Origin of the sequence: Staphylococcus sp. HMSC62B09, assembly GCF_001839115.1 — a bacterium.
Classification (GTDB): Bacteria; Bacillota; Bacilli; order Staphylococcales; family Staphylococcaceae; genus Staphylococcus; species Staphylococcus haemolyticus.
This window is the reverse complement of the sequence record NZ_KV840153.1, coordinates 59088-79972: the sequence shown is the minus strand read 5'-3', so window position 1 is coordinate 79972 and position 20885 is coordinate 59088. Positions and strand designations below refer to the sequence as shown.

Genomic DNA, 20885 nt, shown 5'->3' with positions numbered 1-20885 from the left:
GCCAGTAAATGAAATTTTGTCATTTCATTTACTGGCTTTTTTGAGTAAAACCTAATTAAATTTACTAAAATAATTACAATTCTCCACTCTTAATGAAGTTAAACGGTTGGTGTTTATTAAGACGTTGTTTTGGTCTATCTAAACGACTTTTACAATCATCGCACATAAAAGTTCTTATAGGATTATTTCGAAGTCGTTTGGCTTCAACCGTATTTTCATCAATTAAAACCTTTGTATCACAAATGATACACTGAACTTCACGCAAATTAGATCACCTCTATATGCGTAACATACTTAAATTCATGTGAGTATCCTTTTTCATCTGGGTTGAAAACAAAGCTGTCTACTGCATTATCATCATACATACGCTTTCCATCTTTCGCAAATTGGAAAAATAGATAAGGTAATAACTCTATTGGAACTTCAATTGAGGACTCATCATTAAATAATTTTATCGCAGTAGCATCGTCTTTTGGTTCTGCAATTTTAAAGAAAGGTGTCATATTGATTGCAAATGAATCTTCTAATACAGAACGCTTACGATATTTTATCTCTGAGTTTAAAGTAGGTGGATTCGTTTGACCTTCAAGAATCGCTCTATTCCATTCGCGATTATCTTCGAATCTAATTGGTTTCGTTCCTTCAAACACACCACTTTCAATGTCTTCAATTTTTACTTTTCTATCATCGAATATCCAAGTTGTACTATCTAAAGTGATAGGGAACTTGACTAAGCCTTTGATTTGAATCATTTTTTGCCCACTCCCTAATTTCGTTCTAGTCATTATTTTATCACAATTAAATTCTTGTATTCACTGAATAAACTTGCTTTTTAAAAAGTAGTAAGATAAACTTTTGATATGAAGATATTTAATGATAGGGGGAGTATGTGATGCCGAAGCAATCGAAGATGAGTAACGTGGCTTATGAGCAATTAAATCAAGATGCTGATAGAATCTTACATTTAATTAAAGTTCAAATGGATAATTTAACTTTACCTTCATGCCCGTTATATGAAGAAGTTCTCGACACACAAATGTTTGGTTTACAAAAAGAAGTTGATTTTGCAGTTAAGCTTGGCTTAGTTGATAAAGAAGACGGCAAAAATTTAATGCTTCGTTTAGAAAAAGAATTATCTAAACTTCATGAAGCGTTTACAAATGTAAAATAACTATCGATTAAATATATAAGTAAAGTTTATTCATTTACTTTTCGTTTATAAATTTGAGTTATTTGTAATATTAATTACATACAAATTATCTCACCATAGTGACTGAAATATTATGTTTATAATATTTTCAGTCATTTTATATTTTAAGCATTATTATCATATTAAATATAAAAACATTGAAAGTAATGATTAGATTTAAATTTAGTTTATATTTGTTAAACAACGAGCACAAAGTATATAATAGTTTAGACAGTAAATTTGGTTTAAAACGTAATTTTATTTACCATTATAATTTTAAAATTCTAGAATTGGATGATCATTTTTATGAGTAATTTAAAAAATATATTTAGATACATAGGTAGAACTGCTAAGTTCATCGATTATCCATTATTAATTACATACGTTGTTTTATGTCTTTTCGGTTTAATCATGGTTTATAGTGCAAGTATGGTTGCTGCAACTAAAGGGACGTTAACAGGTGGACTTGAAGTATCTGGCACGTATTTTTATAATAGACAACTCATTTACGTTATTATGAGTTTTATTGTCGTATTTTTTATCGCTTTTATGTTGAATATTAAAATATTACAACAACCCAATATTCAAAAATGGATTATGATTATAATCTTCGTATTACTATTTTTAACACTTATTATAGGTAAAAATATTAACGGATCTAAAAGTTGGATAAATCTTGGATTTATGAACTTGCAAGCATCGGAATTATTGAAAATTGCATTCATATTATATATTTCATATGTAATAAGTAGAAAATTACCGCAAGTAAGAGAGAAAATTAAAGTAATTGCTGCGCCACTTTTTTTAATAGGCGTATGCTTATTTTTAGTATTGTTGCAAGGTGATATTGGGCAAACGTTGTTAATCATGATTATTATTGTTTCAATGTTTATTTTTGCAGGTATCGGTGTTCAAAAATTAGTAAGAGGACCGGTTTTGCTTATTGCTGGAAGTTTCATCACGATTGCATTGCTCTTTATTGTAAGTGGAATGATGCCACATTATTTGAAAGCGCGTTTTAGTACATTAATGAACCCATTTAGTTCAGAAGCCGGTACAGGTTATCATTTAACTAACTCATTGATGGCAATTGGAAATGGTGGATTATTTGGTCGTGGTTTAGGCAATGGAATTATGAAACTTGGTTATTTACCAGAAGCACATACTGACTTTATATTTGCAGTCATTTGTGAAGAACTTGGTTTAGTAGGTGGATTATTCGTCATTTGCTTATTATTCTTCATAGTTTATCGTGCTTTCGTATTAGCTACTAAAACACCATCATATTTCTATAAATTAATTTGTGTAGGCGTTGCTAGTTATATTGGAAGTCAGACTTTTGTCAATTTAGGTGGTATTTCAGCAACGATTCCATTAACTGGTGTACCTCTACCATTTATAAGTTTTGGTGGTTCATCTATGTTGAGTTTAAGCATCGCAATGGGTCTGCTATTGTTAGTCGCAAAACAAATAAAAATTGATGAAAAACGATCACAAAAAGCTAGAAAACAAAAACTAGGTATAACTAGATAATCTCTTAAATAAGGATGATAACCTTTACGTGAAATAAGCTTGATTTCATGTAAAGGTTTTTTACATTTTTATGAAAATATAATATACAACGTCATTGTAAGTGGAGTATTATTATTTAAAATGATAATATGAAGTTATAACTAATGATAATTTTTAGTGATTACTATAGAAATATTTATTTTTTAATAGTTCATTAATACGGAAATCATTTTCCTTCATTATAGTTACTTTACAAATTTTACAACAACTATTTAATAAATAAATATAGCTTTATTTTTTGAGTTAGTATAAAATTTTATTATCTAATTAGTTAGAATATTCAAATTTTAAAAGGGGAGTGCCTTTTTTGAAAAATATAAAAAAATTATTAGTAGCTAATCGTGGCGAAATTGCAATTAGAATTTTTAGGGCAGCAACAGAATTAAATATTAAAACAGTGGCAATATACTCAAATGAAGATAAAAACGCTTTGCATAGATATAAAGCAGACGAATCTTATTTAGTAGGAAAGGATTTGGGACCAGCCGAAAGTTATCTAAACATTGAACGTATTATAGATGTGGCTAAACGAGCTGGTGTAGATGCCATTCATCCTGGTTATGGTTTTTTAAGTGAAAATAAACAATTTGCACAACGTTGTGATGAAGAAGGAATTAAATTCATTGGTCCGCATATAGAACATTTAGATATGTTTGGAGATAAAGTCAAAGCTAGAACAACTGCAATAAATGCTAATTTGCCTGTTATTCCCGGTACAGATGGACCGATTGAAAACTTTGAAGCAGCAAAAGCATTTGCTCAAGAAGCTGGCTTTCCTTTAATGATTAAAGCTACGAGTGGTGGTGGCGGTAAAGGGATGCGTATCGTACATGAAGAAGGAGAATTAGAAGACGCATTCCATCGAGCTAAATCTGAAGCCGAAAAGTCATTTGGTAATAGTGAAGTATATATTGAAAGATACATAGATAATCCCAAACATATTGAAGTACAAATTATTGGGGATGAATATGGTAATATTGTTCACTTATATGAACGTGATTGTTCGGTGCAACGTCGTCATCAAAAGGTAGTGGAAGTAGCTCCTTCAGTTGGCTTATCAAAAGAATTACGAGAACGAATTTGTGATGCGGCATTACAATTAATGAATAATATCAAATATGTTAACGCAGGTACGGTAGAATTCTTAGTATCAGGGGATGAGTTCTTCTTTATTGAAGTTAATCCTCGAGTTCAAGTAGAACATACAATAACTGAAATGATTACTGGTATAGATATTGTTAAAACTCAAATTTTAGTTGCTGATGGTGCTAACTTATTTGATGAACGCGTTTCTATGCCACAACAAGAAGAAATTCAAACATTAGGTTATGCAATTCAATGTCGTATAACAACAGAAGATCCATCTAATGACTTTATGCCAGATTCAGGTACTATTATCGCTTATCGATCTAGTGGTGGTTTTGGGGTACGTTTAGATGCTGGTGACGGTTTCCAAGGTGCAGAAATATCTCCTTATTATGATTCACTATTGGTTAAGTTATCAACACATGCGGTTACATTTAAACAAGCTGAAGAAAAGATGGAACGCTCTCTTCGTGAAATGCGTATACGTGGTGTGAAAACTAACATTCCGTTTCTAATTAACGTGATGCGTAACGATCAATTCCGCAGTGGGGATTATACGACTAAATTTATAGAAGAAACACCCGAATTATTTAATATTGCACCGACTCTAGATCGTGGTACTAAAACGTTAGAATATATCGGTAATGTAACGATTAACGGTTTCCCTAATGTTGAAAAAAGACTCAAACCTGATTATGAATCGACAGCTATACCACAAGTGCCACATAGTAAAATTAATACGTTGAATGGAACGAAACAGCTGCTAGATAGTAAAGGACCTAAAGCAGTAGCTAATTGGGTACGAGAGCAAAACGACGTATTGGTCACTGATACTACTTTTCGTGATGCACACCAATCACTCTTAGCAACTCGCGTTCGTACTAAGGATATGATGAATATTGCTTCTAAAACTGCTGAAGTGTTTAAAGATAGTTTCTCTTTAGAAATGTGGGGAGGCGCAACATTTGATGTCGCTTACAACTTTTTAAAAGAAAATCCATGGGAACGACTAGAAAGATTACGTAAAGCAATTCCCAATATTTTATTCCAAATGTTATTACGTGCTTCAAATGCAGTTGGCTATAAAAATTATGCTGATAATGTGATTGAAAAATTCGTAAAAGAAAGTGCGAATGCAGGCGTAGATGTCTTTAGAATTTTCGACTCACTTAACTGGGTAGATCAAATGAAAGTTGCAAATGAAGCGGTTCAAAATGCAGGTAAGATTTCTGAAGGTGCAATCTGTTATACCGGTGATATATTAAATCCTAAACGTTCAAACGTATTTACACTTGAATACTATGTGAAATTAGCAAAAGAACTTGAACGTGAAGGGTTCCATATCTTAGCAATTAAAGACATGGCAGGATTGTTAAAACCTAAAGCAGCATATGAACTTATAGGAGAATTAAAATCTGCGATAAATTTACCGATACATTTACACACACACGATACAAGTGGAAATGGTCTACTTATCTATAAAGAAGCGATAGATGCAGGTGTAGATATCATTGATACAGCTGTTGCATCAATGAGTGGTTTAACAAGTCAACCTAGCGCCAATTCGTTGTATTATGGATTAAATAGTTTTAATCGAAATCTAAGAGCAGATATTGAAGGATTAGAAGAACTCAGTCACTATTGGAGTACTGTGCGTCCATACTACAGTGACTTTGAAAGTGACATTAAGTCTCCTAATACCGAAATTTATGAACATGAAATGCCTGGTGGACAATATTCAAATTTAGGACAACAAGCAAAAAGTTTAGGTTTAGGTGAACGTTTCCACGAGGTCAAAGATATGTATCGTCGTGTTAATTTCTTATTTGGCGATATCGTAAAAGTAACACCATCATCTAAAGTTGTAGGTGATATGGCCCTTTATATGGTGCAAAATGACTTGGATGAGCAATCAGTCATCAAAGAAGGCCATAAGTTAGATTTCCCTGAATCGGTTGTATCTTATTTTAAAGGTGATATAGGTCAGCCAGTCAATGGCTTTAATAAGGAATTGCAAGATGTCATCCTCAAAGGTCAACAACCACTAACAGAACGCCCAGGTGAGTATTTAGATCCTGTGAATTTTGATGAAATTAGACAAGAACTTGAAGCAAAAGATTATGGTGAAGTGACTGAACAAGATGTAATCAGTTATGTATTATATCCAAAAGTATTTGATCAGTTTATGCAAACAAAACAACAATATGGTGACTTATCATTATTAGATACGCCAACGTTCTTCTTCGGTATGCGTAATGGAGAAACAGTCGAAATAGAGATTGATACTGGTAAACGATTAATTATTAAACTTGAAACAGTTAGTGAGCCGGATGAAAATGGTTATCGAACAATTTATTATGTTATGAATGGTCAAGCACGTCGTATTTCTATAAAAGATGAAAATATTAAAACAAATACGAACTTGAAACCTAAAGTTGACAAATCAAATCCTAGTCATATTGGTGCTCAAATGCCTGGTTCGGTAACTGAAGTTAAAGTTACAGTTGGTGAAGAAGTAAAAGTAAACCAACCTTTATTAATTACAGAAGCGATGAAGATGGAGACAACGATTCAAGCACCATTCAATGGAACTATAAAACAAGTAACGGTTGTAAACGGCGATGCGATTGCAACAGGTGACTTACTTATTGAAATTGAAAAAGCAGATTAAAATCAAAATATATTTTAAAAATGAGCTAATTAATAAATATCATATTGAAGTTTGAATAGATTGAGTCAATAGAGTAATAAATATTTATAAACGTCATCGTTAATAAAATTTTAAAATAAAAAGGAGGTGTGAATGAACCATTCACATCTCCTTTTATACTAATAGATTATTTAATTTTTTCACTTCTAATGGTACGTAGCATTAACATAATAAAGTAAGCTATCATACCGAATAATATTGTGATAAATAAAGCGTGGAAAAGTGCAATGAATAAATTTACGTTAGTCATTACAGATAGTGCACCAGTAATTACTTGTAAGATGATAAGGATAAATGCAGTTGTATACCCATATCGAATTGTTCTATTCTCAGAGTAATTTTTAACTGCATGAATAAACGTTATCATTATCCAGAAGAACGTTATAAATGCCATACCACGATGCGCAAATTGTACCCAATCTTGCTCTGTATGTGGAATGATGTCATGGAAAGGTAAAGGCCAGCCACCATATGCTAAACTTGCTTTTGCATGTCTAACTAAAGCACCAGTATATATTGTTAAATACACAATACCTGTCATCATCCATGTTAATCTTCTTAATGGCTTTCTGATATATAGTTCATCAGCTTCATATTTTTTATCGACTTCAAAAATGATAAGCATTAAAACAAACACTGAAGAGAAACTGATTAAAGATATGCCAAAGTGCAGTGCTAATACGTATGAATTTTGTTGCCAAATGACAGCTGCTGCACCAATCAATGCTTGAACTAGTAAAAATGCAATACTAATTATTGCTAATGGCTTTACCTCTCTAATATAGCCAATATGTTTCCATGCTGTAATAGCTAACCACAGTACAACGATTAATGATAAACCAGAGATGGCACGATGACTTAATTCGATAATTGTATCGATAGGTAAATTTTGAGGAAGTAATGCACCGTGACATAAAGGCCAAGAAGATCCACATCCATCTTCCGAGCCAGTCTTAGTAACTAATGCACCACCAAGTTGTACAAATGCCATTATGATAGTTGCTAATACAGATAACCACTTAAGGTTTCGTTTGTTAAACAATATTATACACCCCATCATTAATCAAGAGTATTTTGACAGTGTAGATAAATTAGTACTGAATGCTCTTAATTAATGTCTATTTTTATTACAATTTTATTATTAAAATAATTATACAACAATAGCAACTAACAAAAAATTAATGAAGTAGAATGTCGTTAAAGTGTCACAATTAAATTTGATATAAACTAGTCAATTTTTAGTAATTGCTATATCATAGTATTATATGAAAATTTTAAGGAGGGGAATCATGAGCAAAGAGCAAACTTTGACACAACCATCGAGCCGTGTATCGTTTAAAGAGTTACAACAAATTATTAAGATGGGTTTAGTTCAAGGTAACTTAATTCCTGCATTTGCAGGTGCTTGGTTAGCTGTTGTGATGAGCAATCATTCCTTCCTATCGTCAATACCTCAAATTCTATTAATGTTGATTGGATCAACATTAATTATGGGTGGCGCTTGTGCATTAAATAATTATTATGATCAAGATATTGACAGAATAATGCCAAGTAAGCAAAATAGACCGACAGTTAATGATAGAATTTCAGATAAAAATTTATTATTTTTAAGTTTTGGTATGATGTTAGTAGGAGAAGCTTGTTTATTCTTATTAAATGTACCATCAGGTGTACTAGGACTCATCGGCATTGTGGGTTATGTGTCTTATTATTCAATTTGGTCTAAAAGACATACAACTTGGAACACAGTAGTAGGGAGTTTTCCGGGTGCAGTACCACCATTAATTGGTTGGGTTGCTATTGATGGAAATATAAGTCTTATTGCAATTGTATTATTTTTAGTTGTTTTTTGTTGGCAACCAATTCATTTCTATGCTCTAGCAATTAAACGAAGTGATGAATATTCATTAGCAAATATACCTATGTTACCATCTGTTAAAGGATTTAAACGTACTAGAATAAGTATGTTTATATGGTTAGTCTTTTTACTTCCGCTACCATTTCTTTTATCAAGTCTAGGGACAACATTTGTAGTATTAGTGACATTGCTTAATTTAGGTTGGCTTTATGTTGGTTTAACTTCTTTTAAGAAAGCGACAGATCAAACTAAATGGGCAACAAAAATGTTTATTTACTCCCTAAATTATTTAGTAGTATTTTTCGTTTTAGTTGTTGTTATCTCACTGATAAAAATGATTTAAAATATACAAATTTAATAAGGATGAAACATATGAATTTACCAATTCTACCGACGATTAGTACAAGTTGTATTGTGATTAGTGCTATCTTTGTTGCCATTGGATGGTGGCAAATCTGGCATAGAGATATAGACAAGCACAAGAAAACAATGTTATGGGCAGCAATCTTTGCATTAACTTTCTTTATTATCTATGCATCAAGAACTATATTTATAGGTAATACAGATTTCGGGGGACCAGACTCAGTTAGAACGTATTATAAAATTTTCTTAATTTTCCACATTAATTTAGCTACAATTGGGGGCGTTCTAGGGCTAATTCAAATTATTACAGCATATAAAGATAAATTTAAATGGCATAGAAAAGCAGGTCCAATTGCATCAGTTATATGGTTCTTTACAGCTATCACTGGTGTAGCAGTTTACTTACTTTTATATGTATTTTACCCAGGTGGAGAAACGACTTCACTAATTAAAGCAACATTGGGATTATAATCGAATTTAGTGTAACAACTTAAATACAAATTGATTGAGACTAAGACATCATTGTCTTAGTCTTTTTTGTAACATCAATATCAATTTATTTGTAAAAGGGTGACTTGGTAAAAGTAGTCTTGCTAAGTAGGATGTCTTGATTAGTAAAATAGTTATTTTGTACAATAGATATAATTCAAAATAGGTGGGTGAAAGATGGCAAAATTAATAATTAAAGTTTTAGGTGTAATATTTTTAATATTATTTCTTATATATTTATTTTACTCACCTAGACTTAAATTTGATGTATTAGAAAATCCAAATAAAACTGTTTCAACTAATCATTCAGAACAAGCGCCTAAGACACATAACACCAGTGAAAATCCATCACCAAAAGAGGGTGTAGGTACTTGGATTAGTAAAGATATAGATGATTTAACTGATAAATTCGGTCAAGCAAGTCGTACATATCCATTTAAAGGGCACTATATGAATTACGTATTCAAAAAAGATGAACAATATTACATTGTTTCAACTAAAGAGGATAAAATAAAATCAGTTTATGTAACGGGAAGTAAAGCTAATGTTTCCCCTTTAAAAATTAATGAGAGTGCATCACATATTTTTGAAAATACAAGTATTAACCCGGATCCTTCTATTAAAGTGAATGGTCAAAGTTATAATTTCGAATTATCTGATGAAGATATAAAAACACAAACATTGATTAAATATGGAAATGTTTATGCACAGGTTTATGTGGATCAGCAATCAAATCAAATTATGGGGATTCGCTTTCTTGATAAAGAGGCACTAGCATTTCTTAAACCATATCCTTTAGCTAATGAATCTGATGACAACTATAATGAAGAAGATTTTGATAAAGTTAAGAAAGATAATCTTCCTTATGAACAAAATCCTAATCAATTAATGACGCTATATGAAATTACGAATGAGATGAGAAAGTTAAAAAATATTAAACCACTAAAAGTCAATTCAGATATAGCTCACATTGCATCAGTAAACTTATATGAGGCAACAGGTTCTAATGAAGTTGAATTTACTGAGGATGCTTTGAAAAGCCAATTAAGCAACGAAAACATTTCATTCATTTCTACAAGCCAAAATGTCGGATATGATTTTGATGATGTACCGACACTAATTCACAGTTGGATGAATTCTGATATGCACCGTTCTAGAATGTTGAATACTAAATATGAGGAAATGGGTGGAGAAGTTATGAAAGATTATTATTCACTTATTTTTCTAGAAAAATAATCTATTAATGGAAGGGGGAACCATACATTGTATACAGAAGAAACAATGTCAATTCTTGATGATATAGAAGGACTATCGGATATGATTGTTCAATCTGAACTTTATCATGATTTTCGCGCAGCACAAGAGATGCTAAACAATGATGATGAAGCACATCTTATGTATCAGGCTTTTTTGAAATCTAAAGTTGCTTATGATGAAGTTATGCGTTTTGGGAAATATCATCCTGATTATCAAAAGGTTATGTTAGAAACAAGAAGACGTAAAAGAGCTTATGAAATGTTACCAGTCGTCATGGATTACAAATCTAAAGAGGTAGCTCTACAAAATTTAATTGATGAAGTAGTAAGTAAAATAGCATTTTCAGTTTCGGAAAATGTCAAAATTGAAGCGGGAAATCCATTCTTTAAAACAGGTCATGATGGATGTGCGACAGGTGGTACTTGTAATTGTAGTTTGTCATAAAAAAAGGAGAAAGAAATCATATTGCATTTGATTTCTTTCTCCTTTTACTTTATAGTGCGTTTATTTCTCAATGTTGAGACTTAATTTGAATTGTTTACCTAAATCTGGGCGATCTGTTACTAATGTATGAACACCTTTATGATATAAATCGGTCATTAGGTCAATGCTATTAATTCCGTAAAATCCAGGCACTATATTTAATAAGTTTAACCATTGTATAAAACGTTTAGAAGTCAATGGAATAACTTTAAATTGGATAGGCATTTGAAATGTATCAGCAACGGGTTGATACTTATTTCCTAATCCTAAATTAAATTTGATAAATCCTTCTGCAACTTCTTTTTGACTTGCTCCAATAGCAACTTGTCCTTTACTTATTTCTCTAAAGCGATCATTTTGTTCTTTGTAAAAGCTAGTTACTAATACGCGATTTTGTGCCTGATTATTAATAATATCTTCATACATTTTTGTTGGCGCAACTGTTCCTTCATAACTATCTGGTGCATCTTTTAAATCAACATTAATATACATATTAGGATACATTTTTAAAAGCTCATCAAAAGTTAATATTTTTGCTTCATCATGACCACGATATGGAAATTGGCCATTAATATCTTTAAAGTGATAACCAGCATCTAAACGCTTTAATTCTGAAATTCTATGATCACTTACCTTGCCTGAACCATTTGTAGTACGATCTACAGTAGCATCGTGAAAGACAATTAGTTTTTCATCTTTAGTAAGTCGAACATCAGTTTCAAAACCATCTAAGTTGTAAGCGACGGCATTATCGAATGCCAATTGGGTTTGCTCAGGTCTGACTGCCATGCCACCTCTATGTGCAAAAATGTATGGTGCTTTACCATTAAAGAATTTAGGGATTTCTTTAGTTTTATTTACCTTATTACCTTTATTTATAAAAAATAAACTACCCAAAAAACTAACGCTCGCTAAGCTCAAATTAAGAACCCATCGTTTTTTGATCGTCATTTATATTGCCTCCTTGTTATTATTGAATTAAGCGTACCAAACTTCACACCAACGAAAAAGTAAATAGCTATTTGATGCACAGGGATACAGTTCATGGGATTAAAGGATTTTATAATATAAATAGTCGTGGTATAGTTATTATGCATAATAAATGGAGTGTGTATAGTATGGAATTAATTCCAAGAGTGAGTTTAATTGTTTATTTAAAACATATTAAGCATGAGCGTCAAATTAGAAAGTATGGACATATTATTTATACGAATAAGCAACGTAAATATGTTGTATTGTATGTTAATGAAAATGACGCAGATGCAATTGTTCATAAATTAATGAAACTAAAATACGTTGTGGATATAGACGGATCACCTTATAAATATTTGAAAAAAACTTATGAAAAAGAAAAACATGAAATTCTATAATTTTATTGCATGGGTGGAATCCAATTTTGTAGTCGTAATACACTTATCAAATACTTAAAGTATTGGTCTAACGTGTGGAACGCTTCTGGTGGTTGTACATCTATACCGAATATAGGTACATTATATTGATTTGCTTGATTATTAATGAGTTCAAATTTTTTATTACTGTCAGGATATGGATATTTAAGCGCATCAAGCATGATGTACATAGCTTGGAAATGATTACCTGAAGTTGGATTCATAATCATTGCAACTGAAGAAAGTTGTTTTGAAGATTGTGGTGTATGAAAGTATACAATTTTATTTATCCGGAGATGGTTGTATTCTATTAAGGTATTAAATTCAAATAGGTCTGTTAATCCTTCTCCCAATACGATAAATGACTGTTTCATAATATAATCCTTCTCCTTTTTACAACAAATTATAATAAATAACCTAGAGAAATGGAAGTGTAAGTCAAGATGAGAGTTATTGCTGGAAAACATAAAAGTAAAGCCTTAGAAAGTTTAGAAGGTCGTAATACACGTCCAACTATGGATAAAGTGAAAGAAGGTATATTTAATAGCTTACAAGAAGTACATGGTTTAGGTTTAGACTTATTCGCTGGAAGTGGCGCATTAGGTATTGAAGCCTTATCTCGTGGTATGGAAAAAGTCATATTTGTAGATCAAAATTTTAAAGCTGTTAAAGTGATACAAGCTAATTTAAATCAATTAGACCTACGTGATCAATCTGAAGTTTATAAAAATAATGCTGATCGTGCATTGAAAGCTTTAAAAAAGAGAGAGATTCAATTTGACTATATTTTTCTTGACCCTCCATATAATAAAGGTTTGATTGATAAAGCTTTAGAGCAAATTGCAGAGTTTAATTTATTGAAAGAAAATGGTATCATCATTTGTGAGTTTAGCAATCATGAGCAAATCAACACAAATGGATTTAAAGTGATTAAACAATATCACTATGGTCTTACTGATACTTTGTTACTAGAAAAAGGAGAACAAAATGGCTAAAACGAAGGCGGTCATTCCTGGTAGTTTTGATCCTATTACATATGGACACATCGATATCATCGAAAGAAGTGCAGGGCGCTTTGATGAATTACATATTTGTGTGTTAAAGAATAGTAATAAAACTGGGACGTTTAATATTGACGAGCGAATGACATTAATTGAAGAATCTGTAAAACATTTATCAAATGTTGAAGTACATAATTATAACGGTTTGTTAGTAGATTTTTGTGACAAAATTGGTGCTCAAACAATCATTAGAGGCTTGAGAGCAGTCAGTGATTTTGAGTATGAATTGAGACTAACATCAATGAATAAAAAACTAAATAATAATGTAGAAACGATGTATATGATGACTAGTACAAACTATTCTTTTATTAGTTCGAGCGTCGTAAAAGAAGTGGCGCAATATAAAGCTGATATATCAGATTTTGTACCTCCAAATGTTGAGAAAGCATTAAAAGAAAAATTTAAAAAGTAATAGATGAGGTTAAAATAATTCCAATCAAAACTGTACGAGGCAAATTTAATTTATATAGGTCTACATTTATTCCGCATTAGCCGACTAGGACTGAGAAAGAGCTTTAAATTAAGCATTTCTCAGTCCTAGTTCTTTTTATTAATTATTACAGGTGTATTAAAATCATTAGCTCTTTGACCAGATATTAAATTATAAATATGAGTTGCTTTAATTTCATTTTTAAATAAAGAGGCAGTTTCCTTGTTAATATTTGTAACAAAATAGCGATTAGGGAATTGTTTTTTTAAGTACTTTAAATACTGTTGCCCTCTTTGATTCATGCCTAGAATTCGCACTCCCAGAATTTCATCATCAAAATCACTTTTGTTAATGTTTAGTAATATTTGCATCAGAACGCGCTGTATATGCGTGTATGTGAAACGTTTAGTTTTAATTAAAGACATAAACGTGTCGAAATCTTGCGCATTTTGAATGTTTGATTTGAGACGATGTTCAAAGCCCTCAGACATGGTATAAATGTGTGATAATTCTTCAGAGGAACGACTTAAAATATTATATTTAATAAAATTAAACGTTTGCTTCTTCAAAAGGTGTGGCGTTTCATATAAATACTTTATATCTGTTGGTACGACATCTTTCCAGGTGTTTTCTTTATTTAATAAAGCGTGTCTAATAGCTGAGCCACTTGCGAAACTGTCATGTTTAATCTCTTGATCGTGATGTGCGGTAGATTGACGTTGAATAGCGATTCTTCTTATAGTTGGAGCTATATTGCTAATGGCTTTTATGTATGCTACACCTAATATATTGTTAGGAGAGCGTAACACTTGTTGATCATCAATTAGGTCATGTACAATTTTAGCGTAACTGTTCCCTTGTTTAATTAAGTCTTGAAAATATGACGATTGTTCAAGCGAGTTAATATTAGATGCTACGTTTTCAAGACGTGAAATGTCATTGATTTCACTGCCAAATGCAATAGTATCAATATCTAAATAGTGAGCTACTTTAATTGCAAAAGTTGCAAAATAATCACTCGATGACAGACTAGCAATCGCTGGAAGTTCAACAACTAAATCAACGCCTGACAAAGCCATCTTTGTTCTCAAGAATTTATTATAAATTGCTGGCTCGCCACGCATGACGAAATTGCCACTCATAATTGCAATACTTATTTCCGCGTCGGACTGTAACTTAGATTGTTGAGCGTGATATAAGTGGCCATTATGAAATGGATTATATTCTGTGATTAGTCCAACACTTTTCATTTGCAATTCATCCTTTCGATATTCATTATTAGTATTGTAACAGATGAAAGTATGTTAAGAAAAAATCTTGACAACTTATACTTGTAAAGTTAAAATAAATTTTGTGTTTGTTAGAGGTGAAGCCATATGAAATGGTCAATAACGCAATTAAGAAAATATCAAGGTAAGCCATTTGAATTCAATCAAACGGCAAATTTTGAACATTTAATAGAACCTTTAGGCTTGATTGATTTATCAGACATCAATGTTGAAGGTGAATTAACCGTTAAAGCCAATGAAGTTATTGCAGATATTCATTTAACTGGAACATATACAATGCCTTGTGCACGTACGCTTGTACCTGTAGAAGTTCCTTTAGATGTAAGAACATCTGAAATATTTGATTTGGAAGGTTATGATAGTTATACCGATGAAGAAGTAGAAGAGGATGAACACTATCATCTAGCTACTGATGGTATGATTAATATTCGAGACATTGCTGAAGAATTGGTAATCATTGAGAAACCGATGAGAGCTTTCTCTGAGAATAGCAATCAGATGCTTACAGAAGGTAATGGTTGGGAAGTTATTGACGAAGATCAAATGATTGAACTTGAAAAAGAAAAAGACAATGATGATTCCCAAACGCAACAAGTTGATCCTAGGCTTCAAAAATTACAACAATTATACGATAAAGAGTAATAGCAGGTTGTTTTAAATTATTGTATAATGATTTAATGACCTAACACTTAAGATATGTGTTTAATATTAAGGAGGATATATCATGGCAGTACCAAAAAGAAGAACGTCTAAAACTAGAAAAAACAAACGTCGTACTCACTTCAAAATTTCAGTACCTGGTATGACTGAATGCCCAAGTTGTGGAGAATACAAATTATCTCACCGCGTATGTAAAAACTGTGGTTCTTACAACGGTGAAGAAGTCGTTTCTAAATAATCGACTTAATGATTTTAGTGAAGCATGGACAATTTAATTTTGTTCGATGCTTCTTTTTTTATCAATAATCAAATTTTATAATAATCGACGATAAAAATGGTTATACATATAATGTTTAAGTTTCCATTATGATCGATTTAGTTATGTTAATATAAATTAGTAAACACCATCAATAATAGCTACTATAAAATGGAGAACTATATGGAACAAATTACGTCAGCACAAAACAGTAAGATAAAAAATGCGAATAAATTAAAGAAAAAGCGAGATCGTGATAAAACTGGACAAGCATTGATTGAAGGTATTCATTTAATCGAAGAAGCTTACCAAAGCGGCATTGTCATTAAGCAACTATTTGTAATTGAACCAAATAGAACAGATGAAGCGCTTAAGGATTATGCTGAAGAGACATTTGAAATTAATATGAAAGTTGCAGAATCATTGTCAGGTACGATAACACCTCAAGGTTTTTTTGCTGTAATTGAAAAGCCTAAATATGATGTTACGCAAGCCAAACAAGTATTATTAATCGATCGCATTCAAGATCCGGGTAATCTAGGCACATTAATTCGTACTTCTGATGCAGCGGGAATAGATTTGATTGTAATGGAAAAAGGTACAGCCGATCCATATCAAGACAAGGTTTTACGAGCAAGTCAAGGTAGTGTATTTCATATTCCGGTTATTACCGCAGATTTGAAAACATTTATCGCTGATTTTAATGGACCAGTTTATGGTACTGCGCTTGAGAATGCGCAACCATATAAGGAGGTAGCATCTCAAGATATATTTGCCTTATTACTAGGTAATGAAGGTGAAGGTGTGAACAAAGCATTATTAAATGAAACATCACAAAATTTAACAATACCAATTTACGGCAAGGCGGAAAGCTTAAATGTAGCTATTGCTGGAAGTATTTTACTTTATCATTTGAAAGGTTGACCTTGAGAAATAAAATCGGCTATACTTAGATGTACACAATAATCAATGTAAATTAATAACTTAAGTTATAAAAATTGAAAATATAACCGATAAAAAGACCTTAACTGATATAAAGTGTTGTACAGGGAGAGTAAACATGACTGCAATTTACTCCAACATGTATTAGTTTCTTTCATCTTTTTGGTTACTTAAAGAAATTTAGGTCGGAGTACGTCTTCGTTACCAACGATTACAAGTGTATGCATATGCATAAATTTGGGTGGTACCACGGAAAGACTTTCGTCCCAGTTTTGGGATGGAAGTCTTTTTTTATGAAAAAATGTTAACAATAAATAGTGAATATAATGTGAGAGGTGTAAGTCAATGACTCAAAACGATTCAATGGCAGAATTAAAACAACAAGCACTTGTTGATATTAATGAAGCTCAAAATGAACGCGAATTACAAGATGTTAAAGTTAAATACTTAGGTAAAAAAGGCTCAGTAAGTGGATTAATGAAAAATATGAAAGATTTACCTAATGAAGAAAAGCCAGCATATGGTCAAAAAGTAAATGAACTACGTCAAACAATTCAAAAAGAATTAGATGAGAAGCAAGAATTGTTAAAAAACGAAAAATTAAATCAACAATTAGCAGAAGAAACAATCGATGTAACATTGCCAAGTCGACAAATTAGTATAGGTTCTAAACATCCTTTAACACGAACAGTTGAAGAAATTGAAGATTTATTCTTAGGTCTAGGTTACGAAATTGTTGATGGCTATGAAGTAGAACAAGATTATTATAATTTTGAAGCTTTAAATTTACCTAAATCCCATCCGGCACGTGATATGCAAGATAGTTTTTATATTACTGATGAAATCTTAATGCGTACACACACATCTCCAGTACAAGCACGCACAATGGAAAAACGCAATGGACAAGGACCAGTTAAAATTATTTGTCCTGGTAAAGTTTATCGCCGTGATTCAGATGATGCGACACATAGTCACCAGTTCACACAAATTGAAGGACTAGTTGTTGATAAAAACATTAAAATGAGTGATTTAAAAGGAACATTAGAATTAGTGGCGAAAAAATTATTCGGTGCAGACCGTGAAATTCGATTACGTCCTAGTTACTTCCCGTTCACTGAACCTTCTGTAGAAGTGGACGTATCATGTTTCAAATGTAAAGGTAAAGGCTGTAACGTATGTAAACATACAGGATGGATTGAAATTTTAGGTGCGGGTATGGTACACCCGAATGTACTTGAAATGGCTGGATTCGATTCAAATGAGTATTCTGGTTTCGCATTTGGTATGGGTCCTGACCGTATCGCGATGTTGAAATATGGTATTGAAGATATTCGTCATTTCTATACAAATGATGTTCGATTCCTTGAACAATTTAAAGCTGTTGAAGATAGAGGTGAAGCATAATGTTGATTTCTAATGAATGGTTAAAAGATTACGTAGATGCAGGGGTTAAGGTTGAAGATTTAGCAGAACGTATTACCCGTACAGGTATTGAAGTAGATGACATGATAGATTATACAAAAGATGTTAAAAATCTAGTGGTCGGCTATATTCAATCAAAAGAAAAGCATCCTGATGCAGATAAATTAAATATTTGCCAAGTAGACATTGGTGAGGAAGAACCTGTTCAAATCGTTTGCGGTGCACCCAATGTAGATGCTGGTCAACACGTCATTGTTGCGAAAGTTGGTGGTCGCTTACCAGGAGGCATTAAAATTAAACGTGCTAAATTACGTGGTGAGCGTTCAGAAGGTATGATTTGTTCATTACAAGAAATTGGTATTTCAAGTAATGTGGTACCTAAAGCATATGAAAATGGTATTTTTGTCTTTCCGACAGAAGTTGAGCCAGGAACGGATGCATTAACAGCACTATATTTAAATGATCAAGTGATGGAATTTGATTTAACACCTAACCGTGCCGATGCATTAAGTATGGTAGGTACAGCTTATGAAGTAGCTGCGTTGTATCAAACTGAAATGACGAAACCAACTACTAAAAGTAATGAAATTTCAGAATCTGCAACAAATGAATTATCAGTAACAATCAATAATCCTGAAAAAGTCCCTTATTATAGTGCGCGTGTTGTTAAAAACATAAGTATAGAACCATCTCCAATTTGGATGCAAGCACGTTTAATAAAAGCAGGTATACGACCAATTAATAATGTTGTAGATATTTCAAACTATGTTTTATTAGAATATGGTCAACCGTTACACATGTTTGATCAAAATCATATCGGCTCTAAAGACATTGTTGTACGACAAGCGAAAGATGAAGAGACAATGACTACATTAGACAATAATGAGCGCAAGCTAGTAGATACTGATATCGTTATTTCTAATGGTAAAGAACCTATTGCATTAGCTGGCGTAATGGGTGGCGACTTTTCAGAAGTAACTGAACAAACTACCAACGTAGTAATAGAAGGTGCAATATTCGACCCAGTATCAATTCGTCACACTTCACGTCGTTTAAACTTACGTAGTGAAGCCTCTAGTCGTTTTGAAAAAGGTATCGCAACAGAATTTGTTGACGAAGCGGTTGACAGAGCATGTTACTTATTACAAGAGTTAGCTTCTGGTGAAGTACTACAAGATAGAGTATCTTCAGGAGATTTAGGATCATTTGTGACACCAATCGATATTACAGCTGAAAAGGTAAATAAAACAATTGGTTTTAATTTGTCTAATGACGAAATTCAAGCTATCTTTAGACAATTAGGTTTCGAAACAACATTAAAAGGCGAAACATTAACGGTCAATGTGCCTTCACGTCGTAAAGATATTACTATTAAAGAAGACTTAATTGAAGAAGTCGCGCGTATTTATGGTTACGATGAAATCCCTTCAACATTACCAGTATTTGGCGAAGTAACAAGTGGAGAATTAACGGATCGTCAACATAAAACACGTACCGTTAAAGAAACGCTAGAAGGTGCTGGATTGAACCAAGCAATCACATATTCATTAGTTTCTAAAGATCATGCTAAGGACTTCGCACTTCAAGAACGTTCAACAATCAGTTTATTAATGCCTATGAGTGAAGCACATGCTACTTTACGTCAGAGTTTATTACCACATTTAATTGAAGCAACTGCATATAATGTAGCTCGTAAAAATAAAGATGTTAGATTATATGAAGTTGGTCGTGTATTCTTTGGCAATGGTGAAGGCGAACTTCCGGATGAAGTTGAATATTTAAGTGGTATTTTAACTGGAGAATATGTTGTTAATGCTTGGCAAGGTAAAAAGGAAGAAATTGACTTCTTTATCGCTAAAGGTGTTGTAGACCGAGTTGCGGAAAAATTAAATTTAGAATTTAGTTATAAAGCTGGAAAAATTGAAGGTTTACATCCAGGACGTACAGCGATTGTATCTTTAGAAGGGCAAGACATTGGTTTCATTGGTGAATTACACCCACAAGTTGCAGCAGATAATGATTTAAAACGCACGTATGTGTTTGAATTAAATTATGATGCAATGATGCAAGTAGCGGTTGGATATATTAATTATAAACAAATTCCTAAATTCCCTGGTGTGACAAGAGATATTGCATTAGAAGTTAATCATGATGTACCTTCTTCTGAATTGAAACAAATTATTCATAATAATGGTGAAGACATCTTACAAAGTACATTAGTATTTGATGTTTATGAAGGTGAACATTTAGAAAAAGGCAAAAAATCAGTAGCAATCCGATTAAATTATTTAGACACAGAAGACACTTTAACTGATGAACGCGTATCTAAAATTCATGATAAGATTTTGGAAGCATTACAAGCTCAAGGTGCTACAATTAGATAATGAAGTAAAAGAGACGAATTCTGTATTAATGGAATTCGTCTCTTTA

The 20885-nt window shown here is 32.1% G+C and carries 21 protein-coding genes; 15 read left to right on the top strand and 6 right to left on the bottom strand.

Features of this window, described 5'->3' with window-relative positions; genetic code table 11:
* Positions 1 to 73: 73 nt before the first annotated feature.
* Complete coding sequence (locus tag HMPREF3265_RS09075) at positions 74 to 265, bottom strand: YlaI family protein (protein WP_070440254.1); 192 nt, start codon at positions 263 to 265, stop codon at positions 74 to 76.
* A 1-nt stretch (position 266) separates the two neighbouring features.
* Positions 267 to 752: a hypothetical protein gene (locus HMPREF3265_RS09070; protein ID WP_037549393.1), complete on the bottom strand. Its 486-nt coding sequence runs from the start codon at positions 750 to 752 to the stop codon at positions 267 to 269.
* A gap of 140 nt (positions 753 to 892) precedes the next feature.
* On the opposite strand from HMPREF3265_RS09070, the gene HMPREF3265_RS09065 reads away from it, so the two are divergent.
* From HMPREF3265_RS09065 to HMPREF3265_RS09055, 3 genes are all read left to right on the top strand, one after another.
* Entirely contained in the window at positions 893 to 1171 is a 279-nt protein-coding gene (locus tag HMPREF3265_RS09065; protein WP_011276116.1) for an Fpa/YlaN family protein, read from the top strand.
* Between the two features lie 324 nt (positions 1172 to 1495).
* On the top strand, positions 1496 to 2722 hold the full coding sequence (gene ftsW, locus HMPREF3265_RS09060) for a cell division peptidoglycan polymerase FtsW (protein ID WP_070440252.1): 1227 nt from the start codon (positions 1496 to 1498) through the stop codon (positions 2720 to 2722).
* Between the two features lie 346 nt (positions 2723 to 3068).
* The gene (locus HMPREF3265_RS09055; protein WP_070861463.1) at positions 3069 to 6518 is read left to right on the top strand and encodes a pyruvate carboxylase; all 3450 of its coding nucleotides are present in this window, start codon (positions 3069 to 3071) and stop codon (positions 6516 to 6518) included.
* A 166-nt stretch (positions 6519 to 6684) separates the two neighbouring features.
* Here HMPREF3265_RS09055 and HMPREF3265_RS09050 read toward each other — a convergent pair whose 3' ends face one another.
* Positions 6685 to 7599, bottom strand: coding sequence for a COX15/CtaA family protein (locus HMPREF3265_RS09050; RefSeq protein WP_070440247.1), 915 nt, complete (start codon positions 7597 to 7599; stop codon positions 6685 to 6687).
* 247 nt (positions 7600 to 7846) lie between these two features.
* On the opposite strand from HMPREF3265_RS09050, the gene cyoE reads away from it, so the two are divergent.
* The 4 genes from cyoE to HMPREF3265_RS09030 all read left to right on the top strand — a co-directional run bounded on the left by cyoE (position 7847) and on the right by HMPREF3265_RS09030 (position 10968).
* Positions 7847 to 8758, top strand: a complete 912-nt coding sequence (cyoE, locus tag HMPREF3265_RS09045; protein ID WP_070440245.1) for a heme o synthase — start codon at positions 7847 to 7849, stop codon at positions 8756 to 8758.
* 29 nt (positions 8759 to 8787) lie between these two features.
* Positions 8788 to 9249, top strand: a complete 462-nt coding sequence (locus tag HMPREF3265_RS09040) for a DUF420 domain-containing protein (RefSeq protein ID WP_011276111.1) — start codon at positions 8788 to 8790, stop codon at positions 9247 to 9249.
* 195 nt (positions 9250 to 9444) lie between these two features.
* Positions 9445 to 10503 carry a CAP-associated domain-containing protein gene (locus HMPREF3265_RS09035; protein WP_070440243.1) on the top strand — a complete coding sequence of 353 codons (1059 nt, stop codon included), beginning with the start codon at positions 9445 to 9447 and terminating at the stop codon, positions 10501 to 10503.
* A 27-nt stretch (positions 10504 to 10530) separates the two neighbouring features.
* Positions 10531 to 10968: a YlbF/YmcA family competence regulator gene (locus HMPREF3265_RS09030; protein ID WP_037536210.1), complete on the top strand. Its 438-nt coding sequence runs from the start codon at positions 10531 to 10533 to the stop codon at positions 10966 to 10968.
* A gap of 60 nt (positions 10969 to 11028) precedes the next feature.
* Here HMPREF3265_RS09030 and HMPREF3265_RS09025 read toward each other — a convergent pair whose 3' ends face one another.
* Positions 11029 to 11958: a glycerophosphodiester phosphodiesterase family protein gene (locus HMPREF3265_RS09025; protein ID WP_070440241.1), complete on the bottom strand. Its 930-nt coding sequence runs from the start codon at positions 11956 to 11958 to the stop codon at positions 11029 to 11031.
* A 167-nt stretch (positions 11959 to 12125) separates the two neighbouring features.
* Between HMPREF3265_RS09025 and HMPREF3265_RS09020 the strand changes: the two genes are divergently transcribed.
* A complete protein-coding gene (locus tag HMPREF3265_RS09020; RefSeq protein ID WP_037536213.1) occupies positions 12126 to 12377 on the top strand; it encodes a DUF2129 domain-containing protein in 252 nt (83 codons plus the stop codon).
* Positions 12378 to 12379: 2 nt separating this feature from the next.
* On the opposite strand, the gene HMPREF3265_RS09015 is transcribed toward HMPREF3265_RS09020, so the two are convergent.
* Positions 12380 to 12769: a DUF7147 family protein gene (locus tag HMPREF3265_RS09015; RefSeq protein WP_037536215.1), complete on the bottom strand. Its 390-nt coding sequence runs from the start codon at positions 12767 to 12769 to the stop codon at positions 12380 to 12382.
* Between the two features lie 69 nt (positions 12770 to 12838).
* Between HMPREF3265_RS09015 and rsmD the strand changes: the two genes are divergently transcribed.
* Positions 12839 to 13390 carry a 16S rRNA (guanine(966)-N(2))-methyltransferase RsmD gene (gene rsmD / locus HMPREF3265_RS09010; RefSeq protein WP_070440239.1) on the top strand — a complete coding sequence of 184 codons (552 nt, stop codon included), beginning with the start codon at positions 12839 to 12841 and terminating at the stop codon, positions 13388 to 13390.
* Positions 13383 to 13868, top strand: a complete 486-nt coding sequence (gene coaD, locus HMPREF3265_RS09005) for a pantetheine-phosphate adenylyltransferase (protein ID WP_070440237.1) — start codon at positions 13383 to 13385, stop codon at positions 13866 to 13868. The genes rsmD and coaD overlap by 8 nt, the downstream gene beginning before the upstream one ends.
* Positions 13869 to 13993: 125 nt before the next feature.
* Here the strand turns inward: coaD and HMPREF3265_RS09000 are convergent, their stop codons facing one another.
* A complete protein-coding gene (locus HMPREF3265_RS09000) occupies positions 13994 to 15136 on the bottom strand; it encodes a nucleotidyltransferase (protein ID WP_070440235.1) in 1143 nt (380 codons plus the stop codon).
* A 126-nt stretch (positions 15137 to 15262) separates the two neighbouring features.
* Between HMPREF3265_RS09000 and HMPREF3265_RS08995 the strand changes: the two genes are divergently transcribed.
* From HMPREF3265_RS08995 to pheT, 5 genes are all read left to right on the top strand, one after another.
* On the top strand, positions 15263 to 15817 hold the full coding sequence (locus HMPREF3265_RS08995) for a YceD family protein (RefSeq protein ID WP_070440233.1): 555 nt from the start codon (positions 15263 to 15265) through the stop codon (positions 15815 to 15817).
* 82 nt (positions 15818 to 15899) lie between these two features.
* Positions 15900 to 16073: a 50S ribosomal protein L32 gene (gene rpmF / locus HMPREF3265_RS08990; RefSeq protein WP_002435373.1), complete on the top strand. Its 174-nt coding sequence runs from the start codon at positions 15900 to 15902 to the stop codon at positions 16071 to 16073.
* Positions 16074 to 16274: 201 nt separating this feature from the next.
* Positions 16275 to 17015, top strand: a complete 741-nt coding sequence (locus tag HMPREF3265_RS08985) for a TrmH family RNA methyltransferase (protein WP_037536222.1) — start codon at positions 16275 to 16277, stop codon at positions 17013 to 17015.
* A 363-nt stretch (positions 17016 to 17378) separates the two neighbouring features.
* Positions 17379 to 18437: a phenylalanine--tRNA ligase subunit alpha gene (pheS, locus tag HMPREF3265_RS08980; protein WP_037536224.1), complete on the top strand. Its 1059-nt coding sequence runs from the start codon at positions 17379 to 17381 to the stop codon at positions 18435 to 18437.
* Positions 18437 to 20839: a phenylalanine--tRNA ligase subunit beta gene (gene pheT, locus HMPREF3265_RS08975; protein WP_070440231.1), complete on the top strand. Its 2403-nt coding sequence runs from the start codon at positions 18437 to 18439 to the stop codon at positions 20837 to 20839. Before pheS ends, pheT begins: the two co-directional genes overlap by 1 nt.
* Positions 20840 to 20885 lie beyond the last annotated feature (46 nt).